The following is a 17,013-nucleotide window of genomic DNA, read 5'->3' as shown; positions in this document are numbered from 1 at the left end:
TTACCAGCCAAGGGATGTAAACAAGGGCACGACCTGATCCAGCGTGTTCAATATCGCATCGGGTCTATAGTCCGGCAGCAACTTCCGACCGGTGCCACGGTCGATCCATACGCAACGAAACTGCATGTCCCGTGCGGCGGTGTGATCCAGCGTCGGGCTGGCGCAGATATGCACCACTTGCTCGCGGGTGACACCCAGTTGTTCGTGCGCATAGTCGAACAGCCTGGGATTGGGCTTGTAGGCGCCGGCCTGCTGGGCGGTGATGACCCGGTCGATATGCCCGCCGAGTTGCGCGACGTTGCCGGCAATGATGTCGTCGTCGGTATTGGACACGATGCACAACTTGAACCCCATCGCCTTGAGTTGCGCCAGGGTCGCGACCACTTCGGGAAACGGCGGCATCCGCGGAATCGCCCCGGCCAGGCGCTGACTGTCCTCGGGCGCACTCGCCAGGTTCAATTCCTCCAGCGCCAGCTGCAACCCAAGCGTACTCAATTGGCGGAACGAGCGATGCGGCGGAATCTGCTCCAGTCGATGCTCGTGCCGGTCATAAACCTCGATCAGGCGATCGACATCGACAGCGTGGTCGCCTTTGTCGCGCAAAATCTCGGCGACCACGGCTTGCAAGCCTTCATCCCATTGAATCAGCGTGCCGTAGCAATCGAAGGTCAACCATTGGGGGCGCGAGGTGTTTTGGAGTGTCATGGCAGCATCCTCTGAAGTGTGGGGTTCAGATTAAGTGCGAGCAGTGATAGTGTGAAATTAAATAAATGCTTAATCGTCAGTTACAAAACAAATATCAAAGGAGGCCGCCATGCTCGATCTCGAACTGCTTAAGACGTTCGTCTGCGTAATGGACGAAGGGAGTTTCACTCGTGCGGCCGAACGGGTGCATCGGACACAATCCACCGTGAGCCAACAGGTGCGAAAACTCGAAGAGTTGGTCGGACATTCGCTGCTGCTGCGTGATCGCACCGGGCAAAACATCAGTGTCACCGAGCATGGCGAAATGCTGATTCACTATGCGCGGCGCTTGCTGGCGCTGTCTTCGCAGGCCGTGGAAGCGCTGGCCAGCGACGTGGATCTGGAGATCCTGCGCATCGGTGTGCCGGAAGATTTCGACGCCCGGCGCATGGCGACGATCCTCGCCGGATTCAGCCGCGAAAAACCCCAGGCACGCCTGGAGACCCTCAGCGGCATGAGTACCGATCTCAAAAACAAGCTTGCCAGCGGTGACATCGACATTGCCTTGATCAAGCGTGAGCCGGACAGTGGCCCGTGCTGGGCCGCCTGGCCGGAAACGTTGGTGTGGGTCAAAGGTGCGCAGGCAGACCCGGCCAACGGCGTGTTGCCACTGGCGCTGTTTCCCCAGGGGTGCATCTATCGCCAACGGGCCATCCGCCTGCTGGACGTGGCGCAACGGCCCTGGCGTATCGCGTTCGGCAGCCACAGCCTGACCGGGATTCAAGCCGCCGTGGCCTGCGGGCTGGGCATTTCGGTGTTGCCTGCTTCGGCGGTGCTGCCTGAGCACAGCGTATGCACCGACTTGCCGCCACTGCCGCCGACAGAGTTGGCGCTGATCAGTCGCGATGGCGCATTGAGCGGGTTGCAGCGGGCGCTGGTGGAGTTTCTGCGAGTGGAGCTGCAAAGCCCTGCTTTATAGAAATCGCTTCCGATAATCGCTGGGACTGATCCCCAGGCGCCGGACGAATGCGCGCCTGAACCCATCGATATTGGCATACCCCACCTGATCGGCCAGGCGCTTGAGGGACACGTCCGCACCTTCGATCAAGCGCCGGGCCTCGTCGATGCGGGCCAATTCGACGAACTCCGCGGGCGTGAATCCGCCTTCGGCCTTGAACACCCGGGCAAAGTTGCGCTCACTCATACCCGACCGCTCGGCCAGGGTCGGTACGCTCAAATCGGCCTTCAGATTTTCGACGATGTAACCCTGGATTTGGCGAATGACCGTGCGCTCTGCCGTCTGCGCGGCCAACTGCGCACTGAACTGCGACTGCCCGCCCGGACGCTTGAAGTACATGACCATTTCCCGGGCGATGCTCAGCGCCAATTCACGGCCGTGATCCTCTTCGACCATGGCCAGCGCCAGGTCCATGCCCGCCGTGACACCGGCCGAGGTATAGACATTGCCGTCGCGGATGAAAATGCTGTCCGGCTCGACAATGGTCTCGGGAAACTCCTTGGCCAGCAGCGCACTGGAGTTCCAGTGAGTGGTCACGTGCCGCCCTTCCAGCAGACCGGCCGCCGCCAGTACAAAGGCACCGCTGCACACCGAGCCGATGCGCCGCACCTTGGTCGCCTGAAGGCGTATCCAGGCTTGCAACTGCAAGTTCTGCGCGACTTCGCTGACCGCAGGGCTGCCGGCAATCAGCAGCGTATCGATCGAGCCTTTGAACGTATCGATGGTGCCGTCCAGCGCCAGGCGTAAACCACTGGTGCCCTTGATCGGCCCGGTTTCGGTGCCGATCACCGAGACTTGATAGGCCCGTGGCTTGCCCAGTTGCCGGGCGGCTTCGGCAAATACATCCGCCGGCCCGACGATGTCCAGCATCTGTACCCGAGGGAATGCCAGCAAGGCGATGCGCATGGTGTCTGTCCTCGTAATGTTAATGGCTGAAAACATCGCTTCAAGACGCTTCAAGCCAAATGAATATTGGCAGAAACTACCCATGACGATTAATTCAGTCAACCGGAGACCGCCATGACTGCCTTGAATATGCCCTCTGCCGTCGCCCTCGATTCAGTCACAAAATCGACGTCGATCAAAAACCTCCCCATCAACCTGTTCGGTTCCGTGATGGGGCTTGCAGGCCTCAGCCTGGCTTGGCGCCTGGTCAGCCAACACACCGCTCAGGCCAGTGTGATCGCCGACGGCATCGGCCTGTTTGCCGGACTGGTCTTCGCCGTGCTGGTATTGGGCTACCTCACCAAATGGATCAAGCACCCCCAAGTGGTGAAAGCGGAATTCAACCACCCTGTGTCCGGCAACTTCTTCGGTACCGTCACCATTGCCCTGTTGTTGCTGTCTGCTGTATCTGCCCCCTACAGCGCGGTGTTGAGTCAGGCGCTTTGGGTCATTGGCAGCCTGTTGACCGTGGTGCTGGGTGGTGTGGTGGTATCGCGGTTGCTGTCGGGTAACCAGGACGCGCAGCATGCCGTACCTGCGTGGTTGATCCCCGGTGTCGCCACCCTCGACATCGCTGTGGCCGGTGCGCAAATGCCCATGGCCTGGGCTTATGAATTCAACGTGTTCGCCATCGCCGTCGGCACCGTGTTGGCACTGATGTTCTTCACCCGGATTTTCGCACGGCTGGTTCACGAGCCAGCCATGGCCAAAGGCATGACGCCTTCGCTGATGATTCTGATCGCGCCTTTTGAAGTCGGCTTCCTGGCCTACACCAACTTCTTCGGGGTGATCGATCACTTCGCCAGCCTGCTGTTCTACTTCGGTCTGTTTCTGTTTGCCGTGCTGGCCTTCAAAGTGTTTCGCAAAGACGTGCCCTTCTCGCCTGCCTGGTGGGCCATCAGCTTCCCCATCGCCGCGCTGAGCAATGCCGCGTTGAAATACGCCTATGCACAAGACAGCATCGTCCTCAGTGCCGTGGCCTATTTGATCCTGGCCTTCCTGACCATTGCCTTGGCGGTACTGACCGTGAAGACATTGAAAATCCTGTTCAACGGAAAACTGTTGTCCAACTGACCCATCGAGGCATCCATGACTTACGGTTATTCCTGGGGCCTGCTGTTTCTGGCAGGTCTTCTGGAGATTGTGTTCGCGATAGGCTTGAAATCCGCCAGCGGCTTGCAAAGACCCTGGCTGTTACTCGGCACGTTCGTGGCTTTGGCGGGGAGCCTGACGTTGTTGACCCTGGCGCTGCGCCAACTGCCCATTGGCACAGCGTACGCCGTGTGGACCGGTATCGGTGCAGCCGGTACGGCATTGGTCGGCATGTACTGGCTCGGCGATACGGTGTCTTTCTGGCGGGTGGTCTGGCTGGGGATGATTGTGGTGAGTGTTGCAGGGCTGCGCTGGTCGTGAGACCGGTTAAGCAATACAAACAAAAAACGGGCGCTTCAAACGCGCCCGTTTCCATGGATCAAGGCTTTCCGTCAGACTCGCCTGTCCAGTTCATCCAGCGACACCCGAGCCACCAGCGCCTCAGGAATTCGGGAGACATCGGACAGGTTGTAGACCTGAAAATCCTTGTTCATGACGTATTTCGACAGGATCTCGAATGACGGCAGTATTCTCGTATAGAAGTGCTCATCAAGCCGGCAGGGGGAAGCAAACACCCCCGGCTCTTCGTAGAAGCGATTGGCTGATTGGTTCAAGTCCACACCCACCAGAAACACCTTGGTAAACCCCAGGTGATAGGCAAGCTGTAATGCCAGATAGGCCACTGTGCGAGCGTCGAAAAAACCGCGCTTGAGATTTTTGCTGAAACCCAGGCTCCGATTACGGCCAGTGCCGAGCTTGCGGCTTCTGACAAGTTCGTTGTCATTGCGAAACAGATCGCTCCAGGACAGCTTGGGTGCCCGGCTCAGTAGATACAGCTGGCCTGAGGGTTTGACCGTTGTATGCCAGACATGGTCCTCCGACAGCGCAACCCGTTCACTGAGTCGCATGGCTTGCGAAAATAAATCAGGTTGCTGGCGGGAAAAGCCCTGATCGGTACACACATAAAAAAACGGTTTGATACCGGTCCCGATAAACTTCGAGATCGCGCCATTCATGGTGATCATCGGAACATCTGCAAATTTTTCCAACGGAAAATCCTTGGCAGACGGCCCCGAGGCAATGATGAACACCGATCCTTTTTGAATGTTGCGGCACTCATCGAGGTCATGCACATGAAGTGGACCTGCGGTGCGTGACGAGTTTTTCTGCGCAACATCCATCTTCAAATTTCCTATCCATTGAGATCGATCATGTGTGATCAATTTTCATTGTGATAGTTTTCAACCGACGAGCCAACCGCTTGACTTCATCGGATCCCCAGTTTGCGACGGAGCGCAAAGGCCGTCGCAGAGCGTTTCCCCGTTTTCAGCAGCGACGCACAGTCTTGCGTCAAAGTGAAAACCACCCTCGTCTGATACTGTCTATTACGGGTTTTGCCCTGTGACCACCATGGCATTTTCCGCCCGTGGCAATTCCAGCGCTGGCAGTTTTGAAGGCAAGTTCAACTGCTTCAGTACCGGCGTGTCGTAGCCATAAACATCGGGTTTGAACGTCACCCGCCCTTCTTTGCTCAGGTCGACAGTCCAGTAAGCCAACAGCACCGGCACCTTGACCGGGAGCCTGATGTTTTCGGTCCTGCCATTGGCCAACTGCTTCTGTATGCCCTCACTGTTCCAGTGCTCCGGGTCATTGAACAACAGCTCGACCAACTGCAGCGGATTTTCTACCCGGATGCATCCGGAACTGGTGGCGCGCATGGACTTGGCGAACAACTCGCGATGCGGTGTGTCGTGCAGATAAATCGCATAGTCATTGGGGAAACGAATGACCACCTGCCCCAATGAATTCTCAGGGCCGGCATCCTGGCGCAACGTGATACCGCGCGCGTTGTACCAGTCGACGGTCGATGGATCGAGCACGTTGCCATCCCGATCCAGGGCTCGGATCCGATTAGCCGCCAGGTAATCCGGGTTCTGTTGAATCTTGGGCAGCATATCCTTGACCAGAATCGTCGGTGGCACGGTCCAGGTGGGGTTGAACGTGACGTACGTAATCTCGGATTGAAACACCGGCGTACTGCGAAACGGTTTGCCGACCTGTACCCGGGAACGCCAGATCGGCTGGCCGTCGCGATACAGCGCGACCTTGTACCCGGCGATGTCCACGACGACAAAAGTGCCCTGCAGTTTGTACAGTAACCACCGCGCCCGCTCCATGTTCACCCGGACCTGATCGATCCGTGCTTCGACCGGCACATTCAGCGCCGCCAGGGTCGCCGCCCCTGCCACACCGTCCGCACCCAGATACTGCTCAGCCTGATACTTCTTCACCGCTGCGATGACTTTGCCGTCGTAATCGCTGCGTTTGCTCTTGGTTGGCTCCAGATAACCACCAGCCACCAGACGGGCGCGCAACTGTGCAACTGCCGCGCCGTCCATCCCCGGCTTGAGTGACTGCCCTTCGGCGACCTTCGGCCAACCGCCGGCATCCCGAACCTGACGCAAGTGCGCCAGCGCTACGCGCAAGCTGCGATAAACCGCCTCTTGCGGCGGCGCTTGAGCGAACGCGCGAGCCACATCGTGATCGTCGAGAGCAGCAAAGAAACTGTTCACATCCTCTCGGGGATCAACCCCCTCGGGGTCGAAGTTCCAATGAAAATCCAGTCGGGACGGGTCGACCTTGCCGCGCCGCAAGTGCAGCAACGCGGTGATGTAGGTGCGGGTCAGCCCGATATCGTAAGCCGCCGATTGCGCTGGCGTTGGTGCGGTGGCCTGCATCGCCAGTTGCGCCTGGACCAACTCGGCACTCCGGTAATCCGAGGGGTTCAAGCCATCGATTTCAGTTTCATCCAGACTTTTGAGCAACTGGGTGACATCGCGCCCGTTCGTCCAGGCAGCGCGATAGTTGCGGTGGGAATAGAAATCCAGGACCACGCGGTTGATGTCAGCGCGCTGATGCTTGCGTGAAGTGAGCAGTGGAGGGAATGCCGATTGCAGGGGTTCCAGCACCGCCTGGATCGCTTGACCCACGGCATCTTCAGGGGCCGCCGACACCACGCTGGTTTCCGGAGTTGCCGGCACGATCGGCGAAATTTCACCAAATGCCGTGCCGCTGATCAGAAAGACCATAAAAAATGCACGGCTTATGACGAATAACCTTGTTAATTGCACCATGGATAATCCTTAATCTCCCGCAAATCAAAGGCTAGCGTTCCACTCGCTGCTAGACTCGACATATTCCTGATGAGACTTACCTTATGCCGATACAACGCTTTGGCTTTCTGCTCACAGCCCTGCTGTTGACGTCGGCCTACCTACCAGCCTACGCCGATTCGCTTGAAGTGGCGCTGGCCAAAGCTGCTCCAAACGCCAATGCAAAAGTCATCGCCCTGGCGGTACGTGCCACCCAGTGCACCCGCGCCCAAGGCGCAGCTCCGGCACAGAGACTAGCAGTGATCGATTACTCCCTGCCTTCAACCGAACAACGGTTGTGGGTGTTCGACCTGAAAAAGCGCAAATTGCTGTTCCAGGAACTTGTCGCCCATGGCCGCAACAGCGGCGAAAACATGGCCACCCAGTTCTCCAACCAGAATGAAAGCTTCGCTACCAGCCTCGGCCTGTTCCGCACGCAGGAAAGCTATCGCGGCCAAAACGGCTACTCATTGCGCATGGAAGGCCTGGAGCCCGGCTTCAACGATAACGCCTTTGATCGGGCAATCGTGATTCATGGCGCACCGTACGTCAGTCCGGTCCTGGCACGCGCCAACGGGCGCATCGGCAGAAGCCTCGGTTGTCCGGCAGTCCGACCCGCCATTGCGCGCAGGCTGATCGACTCGATGAAGGATGGGCAGTTGCTGTTTTCCTACTATCCGGATCAGCGCTGGCTGAAGTCTTCTTCCTATATCAATTGTGGGAGCGGGACGGTGGCGTCATCGGACAAAGCCACCAAACGCCAGTAAACCTGCGCGCCAAGCTGTCAAAACTGTAATGTTCGCCTCAGCCTGCTGAAAGGCACCATCCGCTAGCCTTGACGATATGTTCACCTGGCTGGCGGAATAAACGGCATGCATTCCAACACTTCAAGACGCACCTTCGTCAAGGGCCTGGCCGCGGGCGGGCTGCTGGGCGGCCTCGGGTTATGGCGAACGCCGGTCTGGGCGATCACCAGCCCCGGCGAACCGCAGGTGCTGGCCGGCAGCGATTTCGAGCTGTTCATCGGCGAAACCCCGGTCAACTTCACCGGCAACCCGCGCACCGCAATGACCATCAACGGCAGCCTTCCCGGCCCGCTGCTGCGTTGGCGCGAAGGCGACACCGTGACATTGCGGGTAAGAAACAGACTCAAGGACAGCACCTCCATTCATTGGCACGGCATTCTGCTGCCGGCCAACATGGACGGCGTGCCCGGGCTGAGCTTCAAAGGCATCGAACCGGGTGGCGTCTACGTTTATCAATTCAAAGTCCGGCAAAACGGTACCTACTGGTACCACAGCCATTCCGGCCTTCAGGAACAGATCGGCGTGTACGGTCCGCTGGTGATCGACGCCCGGGAACCGGAGCCCTTCCAGTACGATCGCGATTACGTCGTGATGCTGTCCGACTGGACCGACGAAGAACCCGTCAGCTTGATGAAGACCTTGAAAAAACAATCCGATTACTACAACTACAACAAGCGCACCGTCGGCGATTTCATCCACGACGTCAGCGAAAAAGGTTGGGGGGCATCGGTCGCCGATCGCAAGATGTGGGCCGAGATGAAGATGAACCCCACCGACCTGGCCGACGTCAGCGGTGCCACGTATACCTTTTTGATGAACGGCCAGGCACCAGACGCCAACTGGACGGGCGTGTTTCGCCCCGGCGAGAAGCTGCGGCTGCGCTTTATCAACGGCTCCGCGATGACCTACTTCGACGTGCGCATTCCCGGTTTGAAAATGACCGTGGTGGCGGCGGATGGACTGCATGTCAAACCGGTGAGCGTCGATGAATTTCGCATCGCGGTGGCGGAGACCTTCGACGTGATCGTCGAGCCGACTCTGCAGAGCTACACCCTCTTCGCCCAATCGATGGATCGCACGGGTTATGCGCGCGGCACGCTGTCGGTAAAGGCGGGCTCATCGGCACCCGTGCCGCCGCTGGACCCGCGTCCGCTGGTGACCATGGATGACATGGGCATGGGTGGCATGGACCACGGCAGCATGGCCGGCATGGACCACAGCGCCATGGCCATGCCCGGCATGCAATCCCATCCAGCCTCGGAAAACGACAACCCGTTGGTGGACATGCAGGCCATGACCACCTCACCCAAACTCGACGACCCCGGCCTTGGCCTGAGAAACAATGGCCGCCGGGTCCTGACCTATACCGACCTGCGCAGCACCTTCGAAGACCCCGATGGCCGCGAACCCGGCCGCACCATCGAGCTGCATCTGACCGGCCACATGGAAAAATTCGCCTGGTCGTTCGACGGTGTGAAGTTCTCCGACGCCGAACCATTGCGCCTGAAGTATGGCGAGCGCGTCCGGCTGGTGCTGGTCAACGACACCATGATGACGCACCCCATCCACCTGCACGGCATGTGGAGTGACCTTGAAGACGAGAACGGCAACTTCATGGTGCGCAAACACACCATCGACATGCCGCCGGGCTCCCGGCGCAGCTACCGCGTGACCGCCGATGCCCTCGGGCGCTGGGCTTATCACTGCCATTTGCTGTACCACATGGAAATGGGCATGTTCCGTGAAGTTCGCGTGGAAGAATGAGGCGCTAACCATGATCAGATTTCCCCGCAACGCTCTGACCTTCGCCGGCCTCGGACTGACGCTTTCCTCGGCGATGGCCGCCACTGACACCATGCAGGGCATGGACCACAGCCAGATGACCGGCATGGACCACGGGGCCATGCAATCCATGGACAACGGCGCCATGCAACCCATGGACGACGGCCAGATGCAGCCCGCCGCACCGACCGAAAGCCGCACCCCCATTGCGCCGCTGACCGACGCCGATCGCGCCGCGGTCTACGCAAGTCCCCACGGGCATACCGTGCATGACAGTGCGATCAACACATTCTTCCTCGCCGACAAGCTAGAATGGCAGGACGCCGATGACGGCAGTACTCTGGCCTGGGACTTGTCCGGCTGGATTGGCGGCGACATTGATCGCCTGTGGCTGCGCTCGGAAGGCGAGCGCACCAACGGCAAGACCGAAGATGCCGAAATCCAGGCGCTCTGGGGCCACGCCATTTCGCCGTGGTGGGAGGTCGTGAGCGGCGTACGCCAGGACTTCAAACCAGGCGCCCCGCAAACCTGGGCCGCCTTCGGCGTGCAAGGCATGGCGCTGTACAATTTCGAGGCCGAAGCCACCGCCTTCATTGGCGAGGGTGGCCAGACGGCGGCACGGCTGGAAGGCGACTACGATATTCTGCTGACCAATCGACTCATCCTGCAGCCCACCGCCGAACTCAATTTCTACGGCAAGAACGACCCGCAACGGGGCATTGGCTCCGGCCTGTCCAACAGCGAAGCCGGCCTGCGCCTGCGTTATGAAATCCGCCGGGAGTTCGCGCCCTACATTGGCGTAACCTGGAACCGCACGTATGGCAAAACCGCCGATTACGCCACTGAAGAGGGCGAGGACCGCAGCGAAGCACGCCTGGTACTCGGCGTGCGGATGTGGTTCTGAACCCATTGATCCAATAATCCACAATCGACCGCTTCAAGCGGCAAGAGGCCTTGCATGCGCATGTTCAAAACCACCATTGTTGCCAGCGTATTTTCAACCGGCCTGCTACTGAGCGCCCTCGCCCAGGCCCACCCGAAACTGCTCTCGTCCACCCCTGCCGAAGGCGCGGAAGGTGCCGCGCCGGGGACCATCGAACTGCACTTCTCCGAAAACCTCGTGACGCAGTTTTCCGGAGCGAAACTGGTCATGACCGAAATGCCTGGCATGGCTCATGCCCCCATGCCCATGAAGGCCAAGGTCAGCGGCGCCAGTGACCCGAAAACCATGCTCATCACCCCGGCTTCGCCGCTGCCCGCTGGCACCTACAAAGTCGAATGGCGCGCGGTGTCATCGGACACCCACCCGATCACCGGTAACGTTACGTTCAAAGTGAAGTAACTGATGAGCGAACTGGCCAACATCACCCTGCGTTTTGCGCTGTACATGGATTTGATGCTGCTGTTCGGGCTGGCCCTTTTTGGCCTCTACGCCCTCAAAGGACCGCAACGGATATCAGGGGCGGTGCTGCCATTTCGCTCGCTGTTGACGGTCATCATCGTCCTCGGCCTATTGCTGTCCGCTGCCGGCATGTTTTGGCTGGCACGCGCCATGAGTGGTGAATCCGACTGGGCGGCGCTGCGCCCGCACATTGAAATGATGGTCCTGGAAATGGATGTCGGCGTGGCCTGGTCAGTTCGGATCATCGCACTGGTTGTCGCGGCCATTGCGATGCTGCTCAACCGACACGCCCCCGGCATCAGCTTGCTCGTTGCCACCACAGCGGGCGGCGTCGCCCTCGCCTCCCTGGCCTGGAACGGCCACGGAGCGATGGATGAAGGGATCTGGCACTTCACGGTAGACATCCTGCACTTACTGGCCGCTGGCGCCTGGCTGGGTGCGCTGATCGCCTTTGCGTGGATGTCACGGGCTGATGGATTACAAACCGAAAATCACATCCGTCAGTTAACCTACGCGGTCACCCGGTTTGAATCTGTCGGTGCGCTGATCGTTGTGGTCATCGCCGCCACCGGGATTGTGAACTACCTCTTCATCGCTGGCCTGGAACTGTCATTGGGCACCTACGGTATTCTACTGTTCGCTAAAATCATGCTCTTTGGCGGCATGCTCGTACTCGCTGCCCTGAACCGCTTTCATTTGGGGCCGATTCTCAAACGCTCGATGCAAAATGGGCAGTATCGGGTGGCGGGCAACACCTTGCGGCGCAGCGTCATGGCCGAACTGATTGCTGCGGTGTTGATTGTGGGATTAGTGGCGTGGCTCGGAACCTTGAGCCCGGAAACAGACATCGGCGATCTGTAGCGGGTAGCCGATTTTCCTGAAATGTTCACTACACTCCCCCATTCAATACCAACCATCACAAAAGCCCAATAACAATGAAAAATGTCAAAAGCCCCCTGCTGCTCAGCGGCCTGCTCGCGCTATCGCTCGGCGTCCAGGCACAGGAAGGACCCTCGCACCTGGACAACGTCATTCAACAAGGCCAATTGCGCGTTTGCACCACAGGCGATTACAAACCCTACACCTACAAAGCCGAAAACGGCGAATACTCCGGCATCGACATCGCCATGGCCCAGTCCCTGGCCGACAGCCTCGGCGTCAAAGTCCAATGGGTGCAAACCACCTGGAAAACCCTCATGCCCGACATGCTCGCCGGCAAATGCGACATCGGCATGGGCGGTATCTCCGTCACCCTGGATCGACAGAAAAAAGCCTTCTTCAGCACCACCCTCGACGTCGACGGCAAAATCCCCCTGGTGCGCTGCGAAGACCAGACGCGCTATCAAACCATCGACCAGATCAACCAACCCACCGTTCGCCTGGTCGAACCGGCCGGCGGCACCAACGAAGCCTTCGTCCACGCCTTCCTGCCCAAGGCGCAACTGAAACTGCACGACAACGTCACCATCTTTCAGGAGCTGCTGGATAAAAAGGCGGACGTGATGATCACCGATGCCTCAGAAGCGCTGTACCAACAGAAACTCAAACCGGGATTGTGTGCGGTCAATCCGACGCAGTACATGCAGTATGGGGAAAAGGCTTACCTGCTACCGCGCGATGACATGACGTGGAAGTTGTATGTGGATCAGTGGCTGCACTTGGCCAAGGTGACGGGGAATTATCAGAAGGTGTTGGGGCAGTGGATAGCGGTGCCAGAGGGTAAGTAACCTTCAGGCTAGCAAGAATCTGTGGCGAGGGGATTCATCCCCGTTGGGCCGCGAAGCGGCCCCCTTGCGCCTGTCGCCACAAATTTAGAGGTCCAGGCTTAAGCAAATAGCATTGCTCCCTACCGCCGCCCTCTCCATTGCGATGTTAGACCGCTGGTATCCAATCAGTCGTCGTGCAGCAAACCCGAACTGTACTCACCAAAGCTGTTACCCAGCGCACTGCCATGGAAACTCATCTTCTCAGGGTTGTTGGAGGGCCCCGGGCCAAAGCCGCTAGAGGGTACGCGTTCTTCGGAATAGCGGCTTGCGGTACTCACCCCGGAACAAGCGCTCAACAGCACAGCACCGGCGATTAGCGTGGCTTTGGCGAGGTTTGAAATCATTTTCGGTGTCCTGTTGGGTGAAGGCGTGTTGGCTTGAATTTATGCCTCCATCCTAGGCTGCGGGGCGGGTGGGGATTATGAAACTTTGCTGGGGGACAGCGTTGGTTCAGGTGGGGTGGTTTCTTGAAGAATGAGCCACTCAGTCAAAAAGAGCACCGTCCTACACGACGCTAGGAATTGTCCGTACACTTGCGCATTGCTGTGCCTTTGTCATGAGACCTATAGTCCGAGCGCGCCCAAATGGCGTATCGGGTTTGGCGACTCGATGCCTTGGTACAGAAGCCTCCGAGTATTTCTCGGAGCGCTTTTGAACGCACTTGACTGCCTTTTTTTGGTGGCTGTGCGTGGGAGACCTTAGGGTCTGCCGGTTTTACCATGGCCCGGTTCGCCAACCCGCGTACAGCTACCACCCTATTGTTTGGCGACGATTGAGTGGTAGGCCTTTCCTCCTACATGGTGATCACTCATGAATGAATACATGGCTTTAACCAGCAACGCCGACGACCTCCCCTCCCTATACGTCAACACCACACAGCCGCTCCACTCCCTGCTCAGCACAGCCAGTTACAGAATTCGGGCCGTAACGCAGATCCTTGAAAACCTCGCGATGCGCGGTGACATCACCACCGACTCGGTGATTCTCAGTGACTTCGCGTTGCTGTGTTGTGTGCCGTTGCGTGATGGGTGCGATGTGCTGGATGTGATTGCGCGGCGTATGGATGCTGAGCCGTCCTGATGTGAAAAGGGGGCGTCCACAGCGGATGCCCCTTGACCCATCCCACAGAACCCATGCATTTCCTCCCCCCCTTTAACGTGCTTTATCGTTGGTTTTCCCAGCCTTTGTAATGCCACAGCCTGTTCATGGTGCAATTTTCAAGCAAACGTTGCGATGCAGATGAGCATGGAACGGGAACCGTCGAGATACACCGCGCGACAACCTGCTGGAAAAAAGGGGACGGATTTATTTATCCGTGAAAAAAATAAAAAAAAATCCGTCCCCTTTCCCCCCCTTTCCCCCTTAGTGTTACTGCGATCCGCCTGTGGTATGACCCTTGTCTTCCAAAGTGCTTGCAAGCAAAACCCTGTACCACGTGGACAGCCGGCTCGGCAGGGGTGATCGTAGAAGTGTATATCCAGCTTATTTAGCTATTGCGAATATTGCGAATTGATCAAAAAAACTGTCATATTTACCAGTCGAAGATTCTGTAGTAACACCGAATAATAATCCTTACGAAATCTAGCTCCACGTACCGTGGAGGGAGTTAAACGGTCTCTGAACGAAAGAAAAATGCTTACGTAACACCGTAGACGCGAATCAATGTTTGGTGCCGGTTACGAAGTGAAATCGATACGCGCTAGCAGATGCAGTTTAGCCATTCGATACGTATGTGGCGGTTGCCAGGCATCGCTCTGACAAATGAGGAATAGCATCGTGTCAAACTTCAAAATGAGTCCAATCCCACCTCACATACCATCTAGTCAAATCATCGAGATAGTCAAGTTTGCCGGGTTGAATTTCACCAACGCAGTAGTTTACTCCAACCCCAAACCAGCTATCGAGTTTAAAAATGCCACGTTTCGTGGTATGCCCTTGTCCGCGGATTCTATTGCCGAATTCGTGGGTGCTGTGAAGGAAGTTCTGCGGAAACGTGCAGAGGAAAGCGCGAGCCTGGCATCAACGAAGGCCCCAATGATTTCACCTACAGATGATGCAGTTGAGAGCGCGAAGAAGGAAATTGCATTGTGGTTCCCGGTAGGAGGTACAACATTTGAGTCCGCCCTTGAACCCTGGATCTACGAGTAGCGAAAGGTTCAGACAATAGAGGAGCAAAGGGGACACCCATTAGCCGGTCTCGAGTCAAGGTTAAAAGCAGAGCAAAGGGGATGGACTTTTTTATGAATTAATAAATCCGTCCCCTTTTCGCCCAGTCCTTTTCGCCCGAAATGTGCGGGTGTCGTCTTCCGACACATAAGCTTGCAGCGAGTCGGGATAGACGGTGGTGCTGGCGCCGAAGCAGATCGACCCGCAGCACCTAAGGCCTGGCTTGCCTGGAACGGTCGCCCAGGATTACTTCAGTTTCGCCACCATGGCCACGGCGACTGCCTTGGCCGACTGTGGGTTCTGACCGGAAATGACTTCGAGGTATTCGATCACGTTCTCAGCAAAGGGGACAGATTTATTTTTCGAAAGAGCACGTCACAGAAATTAATCTGTTTTTCCCCTTTACCGGTGACGCGCAAGCCCCTCGAGTAAACCGCAACGGTACCGTAATCAAGCAGACGCTGGCGGTCACAACCAGATCAGTGCCCTATCAGTTCTGCTAGTACGGAAGCCGAAACTATTGCTGTATAACCAAAACCATCTCCAAAATCCCCAGCAGGCCGATATCGATGGTTCAATCGATTCTATTGGCAACAAGCCAGAACCAATCCGTCCTAGCGGAAGTGATTCAGGGTGGCGTCAACCGATTGAAGTATTGCGCCTACGGGCATCTCAGCGCCGAGCGCCGAACGTCGAGTCATTTAGGCTTTAATGGAGAGCTTCGGGAGTCGTGCATACGCTGGTACATGCTCGGCAATGGCTATCGCGCCTACAACCCGGTACTGATGCGTTTTCACAGCCCTGACAAATGGAGTCCTTTTGGCGCTGGCGGTATAAACCCATACATGTATTGCGTTGGAGATCCAATTAATTACCGGGATCCAACAGGTCGTGCAGGGGTATTCAGTATTGGTTCGTCGTTTTTCAGAACCTTGGCAGCACCAACAGGTGCAATGGCGGCGACGTCAATCACCGCCGGGATAGCCGCGATGGCGGTAGAGATCAGCGACCCTGGATCACCTATCGGTACAGCACTCGTCATAGTCAGCGCGGCTGCAGGTTTAGGTGCGGGTTATAGGGCACTGGGTGGCTTACACAGAAAACCTGCAATGCAGAACAAAATACCTGGCCTCAACAATCTTGGCTCAAAGCCCATCCCCATCGAGCGTCCTCCCTCACATCACTCATTGTTTTCGGACTCATCGCCTGGTAGGCAACCAATCACAACAAAGACGCAAAGTACTCATGACTCTCGCACTCAACTAACCAGGGATACGCTTCAGGGCACAACTGCCAGAGAACGCAAAAATTATTGGCCTGACGCGCAAGCGCAAGAAAGGGAGCGCCAACGACTGCTGGAAATCCAACGACAAGAATTAGTCCGGCAACAGGAAGTGGCTGAACTCCAAGCTGAACTTAACCGTGTAACTGCGATGGAGGAACGAAATCGGATAAGAAATACAAGACCTCCCCTACAACGTCAAAACGCCAATATGCCAACGTAGAGCAAAGGGGACAGAATTATTTTTCGGCAAAAAAGCGGCAACAACGGAGACGGGTTTGTTTTTATGGATTAATAAATCCCTCCCCTTTTCGCTGGTCCCTTTTCGCACTTGGATTCTGAGCATTAAATGAAACTTCTTATTTTTGGCCAGCCCTATTTCTGATCCAAGACCGATACGTAAATATGCAGACCAACTTAAGGTGGTACACCCATTAGCCTTTGACTCGCGACCGGCTAATGGGCGCCCCTACTCACAGCCTACTTTCAGGCTACCAACGAGTTTCTAGAATTGTGCAGTCACTTTCACGCCTAATACAGGCTAACTCCAAAAGATGTAAAAGTGAAAGGCGGTTTAGTCGGAGGAGCCGCCACCGGCCGCTCCGATGGATTTGGCAGTGCTCCGGTGACAGTGCCTGCTACCGCCAATACTATTCCGCTTATGAAAAACTTAGGTGTAGGCATGAGCATGCCTTGCTCACTAGAGGTTTTCACAAAAAGATTAGCCACTTCACTTACCCGAACTTCTTTTGACCCTGCACCTGAATCAATAAGCACAAATGAGCCATCGTTACTATATGAAACTAACTTCCCAGCATGAATTTGACCGGATTTTGATTCGAGCTGAATCGAATCCCCTTTCTCCAAGTTCAATGTAACCTGCCCTTCGATCGACATTTTCACTTTAAGTGACCTCCA

19 protein-coding genes are annotated in these 17,013 nt (G+C 56.9%); 13 read left to right on the top strand and 6 right to left on the bottom strand.

All coding sequences use genetic code 11. The annotated features are described in order from the left end of the window. The gene (locus tag AC07ZE_RS10205; protein WP_207263974.1) at positions 1–705 is read right to left on the bottom strand and encodes a haloacid dehalogenase type II; all 705 of its coding nucleotides are present in this window, start codon (positions 703–705) and stop codon (positions 1–3) included. Between the two features lie 109 nt (positions 706–814). On the opposite strand from AC07ZE_RS10205, the gene AC07ZE_RS10200 reads away from it, so the two are divergent. Then, a complete protein-coding gene (locus AC07ZE_RS10200) occupies positions 815–1,663 on the top strand; it encodes a LysR substrate-binding domain-containing protein (RefSeq protein WP_207263965.1) in 849 nt (282 codons plus the stop codon). On the opposite strand, the gene AC07ZE_RS10195 is transcribed toward AC07ZE_RS10200, so the two are convergent. Then, on the bottom strand, positions 1,658–2,608 hold the full coding sequence (locus AC07ZE_RS10195) for a GlxA family transcriptional regulator (RefSeq protein WP_207263963.1): 951 nt from the start codon (positions 2,606–2,608) through the stop codon (positions 1,658–1,660). The genes AC07ZE_RS10200 and AC07ZE_RS10195 overlap by 6 nt on opposite strands. 114 nt (positions 2,609–2,722) lie before the next feature. Here AC07ZE_RS10195 and AC07ZE_RS10190 point away from each other — a divergent pair, with 114 nt between their 5' ends. Beyond that, complete coding sequence (locus tag AC07ZE_RS10190) at positions 2,723–3,721, top strand: SLAC1 anion channel family protein (RefSeq protein WP_207263961.1); 999 nt, start codon at positions 2,723–2,725, stop codon at positions 3,719–3,721. A gap of 15 nt (positions 3,722–3,736) precedes the next feature. After that, entirely contained in the window at positions 3,737–4,060 is a 324-nt protein-coding gene (locus AC07ZE_RS10185) for a DMT family transporter (protein WP_207263959.1), read from the top strand. A 71-nt stretch (positions 4,061–4,131) separates the two neighbouring features. Here the strand turns inward: AC07ZE_RS10185 and AC07ZE_RS10180 are convergent, their stop codons facing one another. Beyond that, positions 4,132–4,920: a WaaZ-like lipopolysaccharide core biosynthesis protein gene (locus AC07ZE_RS10180; RefSeq protein WP_207263956.1), complete on the bottom strand. Its 789-nt coding sequence runs from the start codon at positions 4,918–4,920 to the stop codon at positions 4,132–4,134. Positions 4,921–5,124: 204 nt separating this feature from the next. Then, a complete protein-coding gene (locus AC07ZE_RS10175; protein WP_207263954.1) occupies positions 5,125–6,873 on the bottom strand; it encodes a L,D-transpeptidase family protein in 1,749 nt (582 codons plus the stop codon). A gap of 83 nt (positions 6,874–6,956) precedes the next feature. Here AC07ZE_RS10175 and AC07ZE_RS10170 point away from each other — a divergent pair, with 83 nt between their 5' ends. From AC07ZE_RS10170 to AC07ZE_RS10145, 6 genes are all read left to right on the top strand, one after another. Continuing rightward, a complete protein-coding gene (locus tag AC07ZE_RS10170; protein WP_095196902.1) occupies positions 6,957–7,658 on the top strand; it encodes a murein L,D-transpeptidase catalytic domain family protein in 702 nt (233 codons plus the stop codon). 105 nt (positions 7,659–7,763) lie between these two features. Beyond that, positions 7,764–9,461, top strand: a complete 1,698-nt coding sequence (locus AC07ZE_RS10165; protein ID WP_207263952.1) for a copper resistance system multicopper oxidase — start codon at positions 7,764–7,766, stop codon at positions 9,459–9,461. 10 nt (positions 9,462–9,471) lie between these two features. Next, positions 9,472–10,383: a copper resistance protein B gene (locus tag AC07ZE_RS10160; RefSeq protein WP_207263950.1), complete on the top strand. Its 912-nt coding sequence runs from the start codon at positions 9,472–9,474 to the stop codon at positions 10,381–10,383. 54 nt (positions 10,384–10,437) lie between these two features. After that, positions 10,438–10,821, top strand: a complete 384-nt coding sequence (copC, locus tag AC07ZE_RS10155) for a copper homeostasis periplasmic binding protein CopC (RefSeq protein WP_207263948.1) — start codon at positions 10,438–10,440, stop codon at positions 10,819–10,821. Positions 10,822–10,824: 3 nt separating this feature from the next. Beyond that, the gene (copD, locus tag AC07ZE_RS10150) at positions 10,825–11,742 is read left to right on the top strand and encodes a copper homeostasis membrane protein CopD (RefSeq protein WP_207263946.1); all 918 of its coding nucleotides are present in this window, start codon (positions 10,825–10,827) and stop codon (positions 11,740–11,742) included. Positions 11,743–11,816: 74 nt separating this feature from the next. Beyond that, positions 11,817–12,608 (top strand): transporter substrate-binding domain-containing protein, encoded by a 792-nt coding sequence (locus AC07ZE_RS10145; protein ID WP_207263944.1) that lies wholly within the window; start codon positions 11,817–11,819, stop codon positions 12,606–12,608. A gap of 164 nt (positions 12,609–12,772) precedes the next feature. Here the strand turns inward: AC07ZE_RS10145 and AC07ZE_RS10140 are convergent, their stop codons facing one another. Continuing rightward, complete coding sequence (locus tag AC07ZE_RS10140; RefSeq protein ID WP_207263942.1) at positions 12,773–12,991, bottom strand: hypothetical protein; 219 nt, start codon at positions 12,989–12,991, stop codon at positions 12,773–12,775. Between the two features lie 466 nt (positions 12,992–13,457). Here AC07ZE_RS10140 and AC07ZE_RS10135 point away from each other — a divergent pair, with 466 nt between their 5' ends. The 4 genes from AC07ZE_RS10135 to AC07ZE_RS10120 all read left to right on the top strand — a co-directional run bounded on the left by AC07ZE_RS10135 (position 13,458) and on the right by AC07ZE_RS10120 (position 16,318). Further along, positions 13,458–13,727: a short-chain dehydrogenase gene (locus AC07ZE_RS10135; RefSeq protein WP_207263940.1), complete on the top strand. Its 270-nt coding sequence runs from the start codon at positions 13,458–13,460 to the stop codon at positions 13,725–13,727. A 696-nt stretch (positions 13,728–14,423) separates the two neighbouring features. Beyond that, entirely contained in the window at positions 14,424–14,795 is a 372-nt protein-coding gene (locus AC07ZE_RS10130; protein ID WP_207263937.1) for a nucleoside-diphosphate kinase, read from the top strand. A gap of 196 nt (positions 14,796–14,991) precedes the next feature. Further along, on the top strand, positions 14,992–15,117 hold the full coding sequence (locus AC07ZE_RS10125; protein WP_259331941.1) for a hypothetical protein: 126 nt from the start codon (positions 14,992–14,994) through the stop codon (positions 15,115–15,117). Between the two features lie 265 nt (positions 15,118–15,382). Next, positions 15,383–16,318: an RHS repeat-associated core domain-containing protein gene (locus AC07ZE_RS10120; protein ID WP_207263935.1), complete on the top strand. Its 936-nt coding sequence runs from the start codon at positions 15,383–15,385 to the stop codon at positions 16,316–16,318. A gap of 308 nt (positions 16,319–16,626) precedes the next feature. Here the strand turns inward: AC07ZE_RS10120 and AC07ZE_RS10115 are convergent, their stop codons facing one another. Continuing rightward, positions 16,627–16,998 (bottom strand): hypothetical protein, encoded by a 372-nt coding sequence (locus AC07ZE_RS10115; RefSeq protein ID WP_207263933.1) that lies wholly within the window; start codon positions 16,996–16,998, stop codon positions 16,627–16,629. Positions 16,999–17,013 lie beyond the last annotated feature (15 nt).

This window comes from Pseudomonas sp. GW101-3H06 (assembly GCF_059424605.1).
The sequence above is the reverse complement of the archived record's forward strand: the minus strand, read 5'-3'. Positions and strand labels throughout refer to the sequence as shown.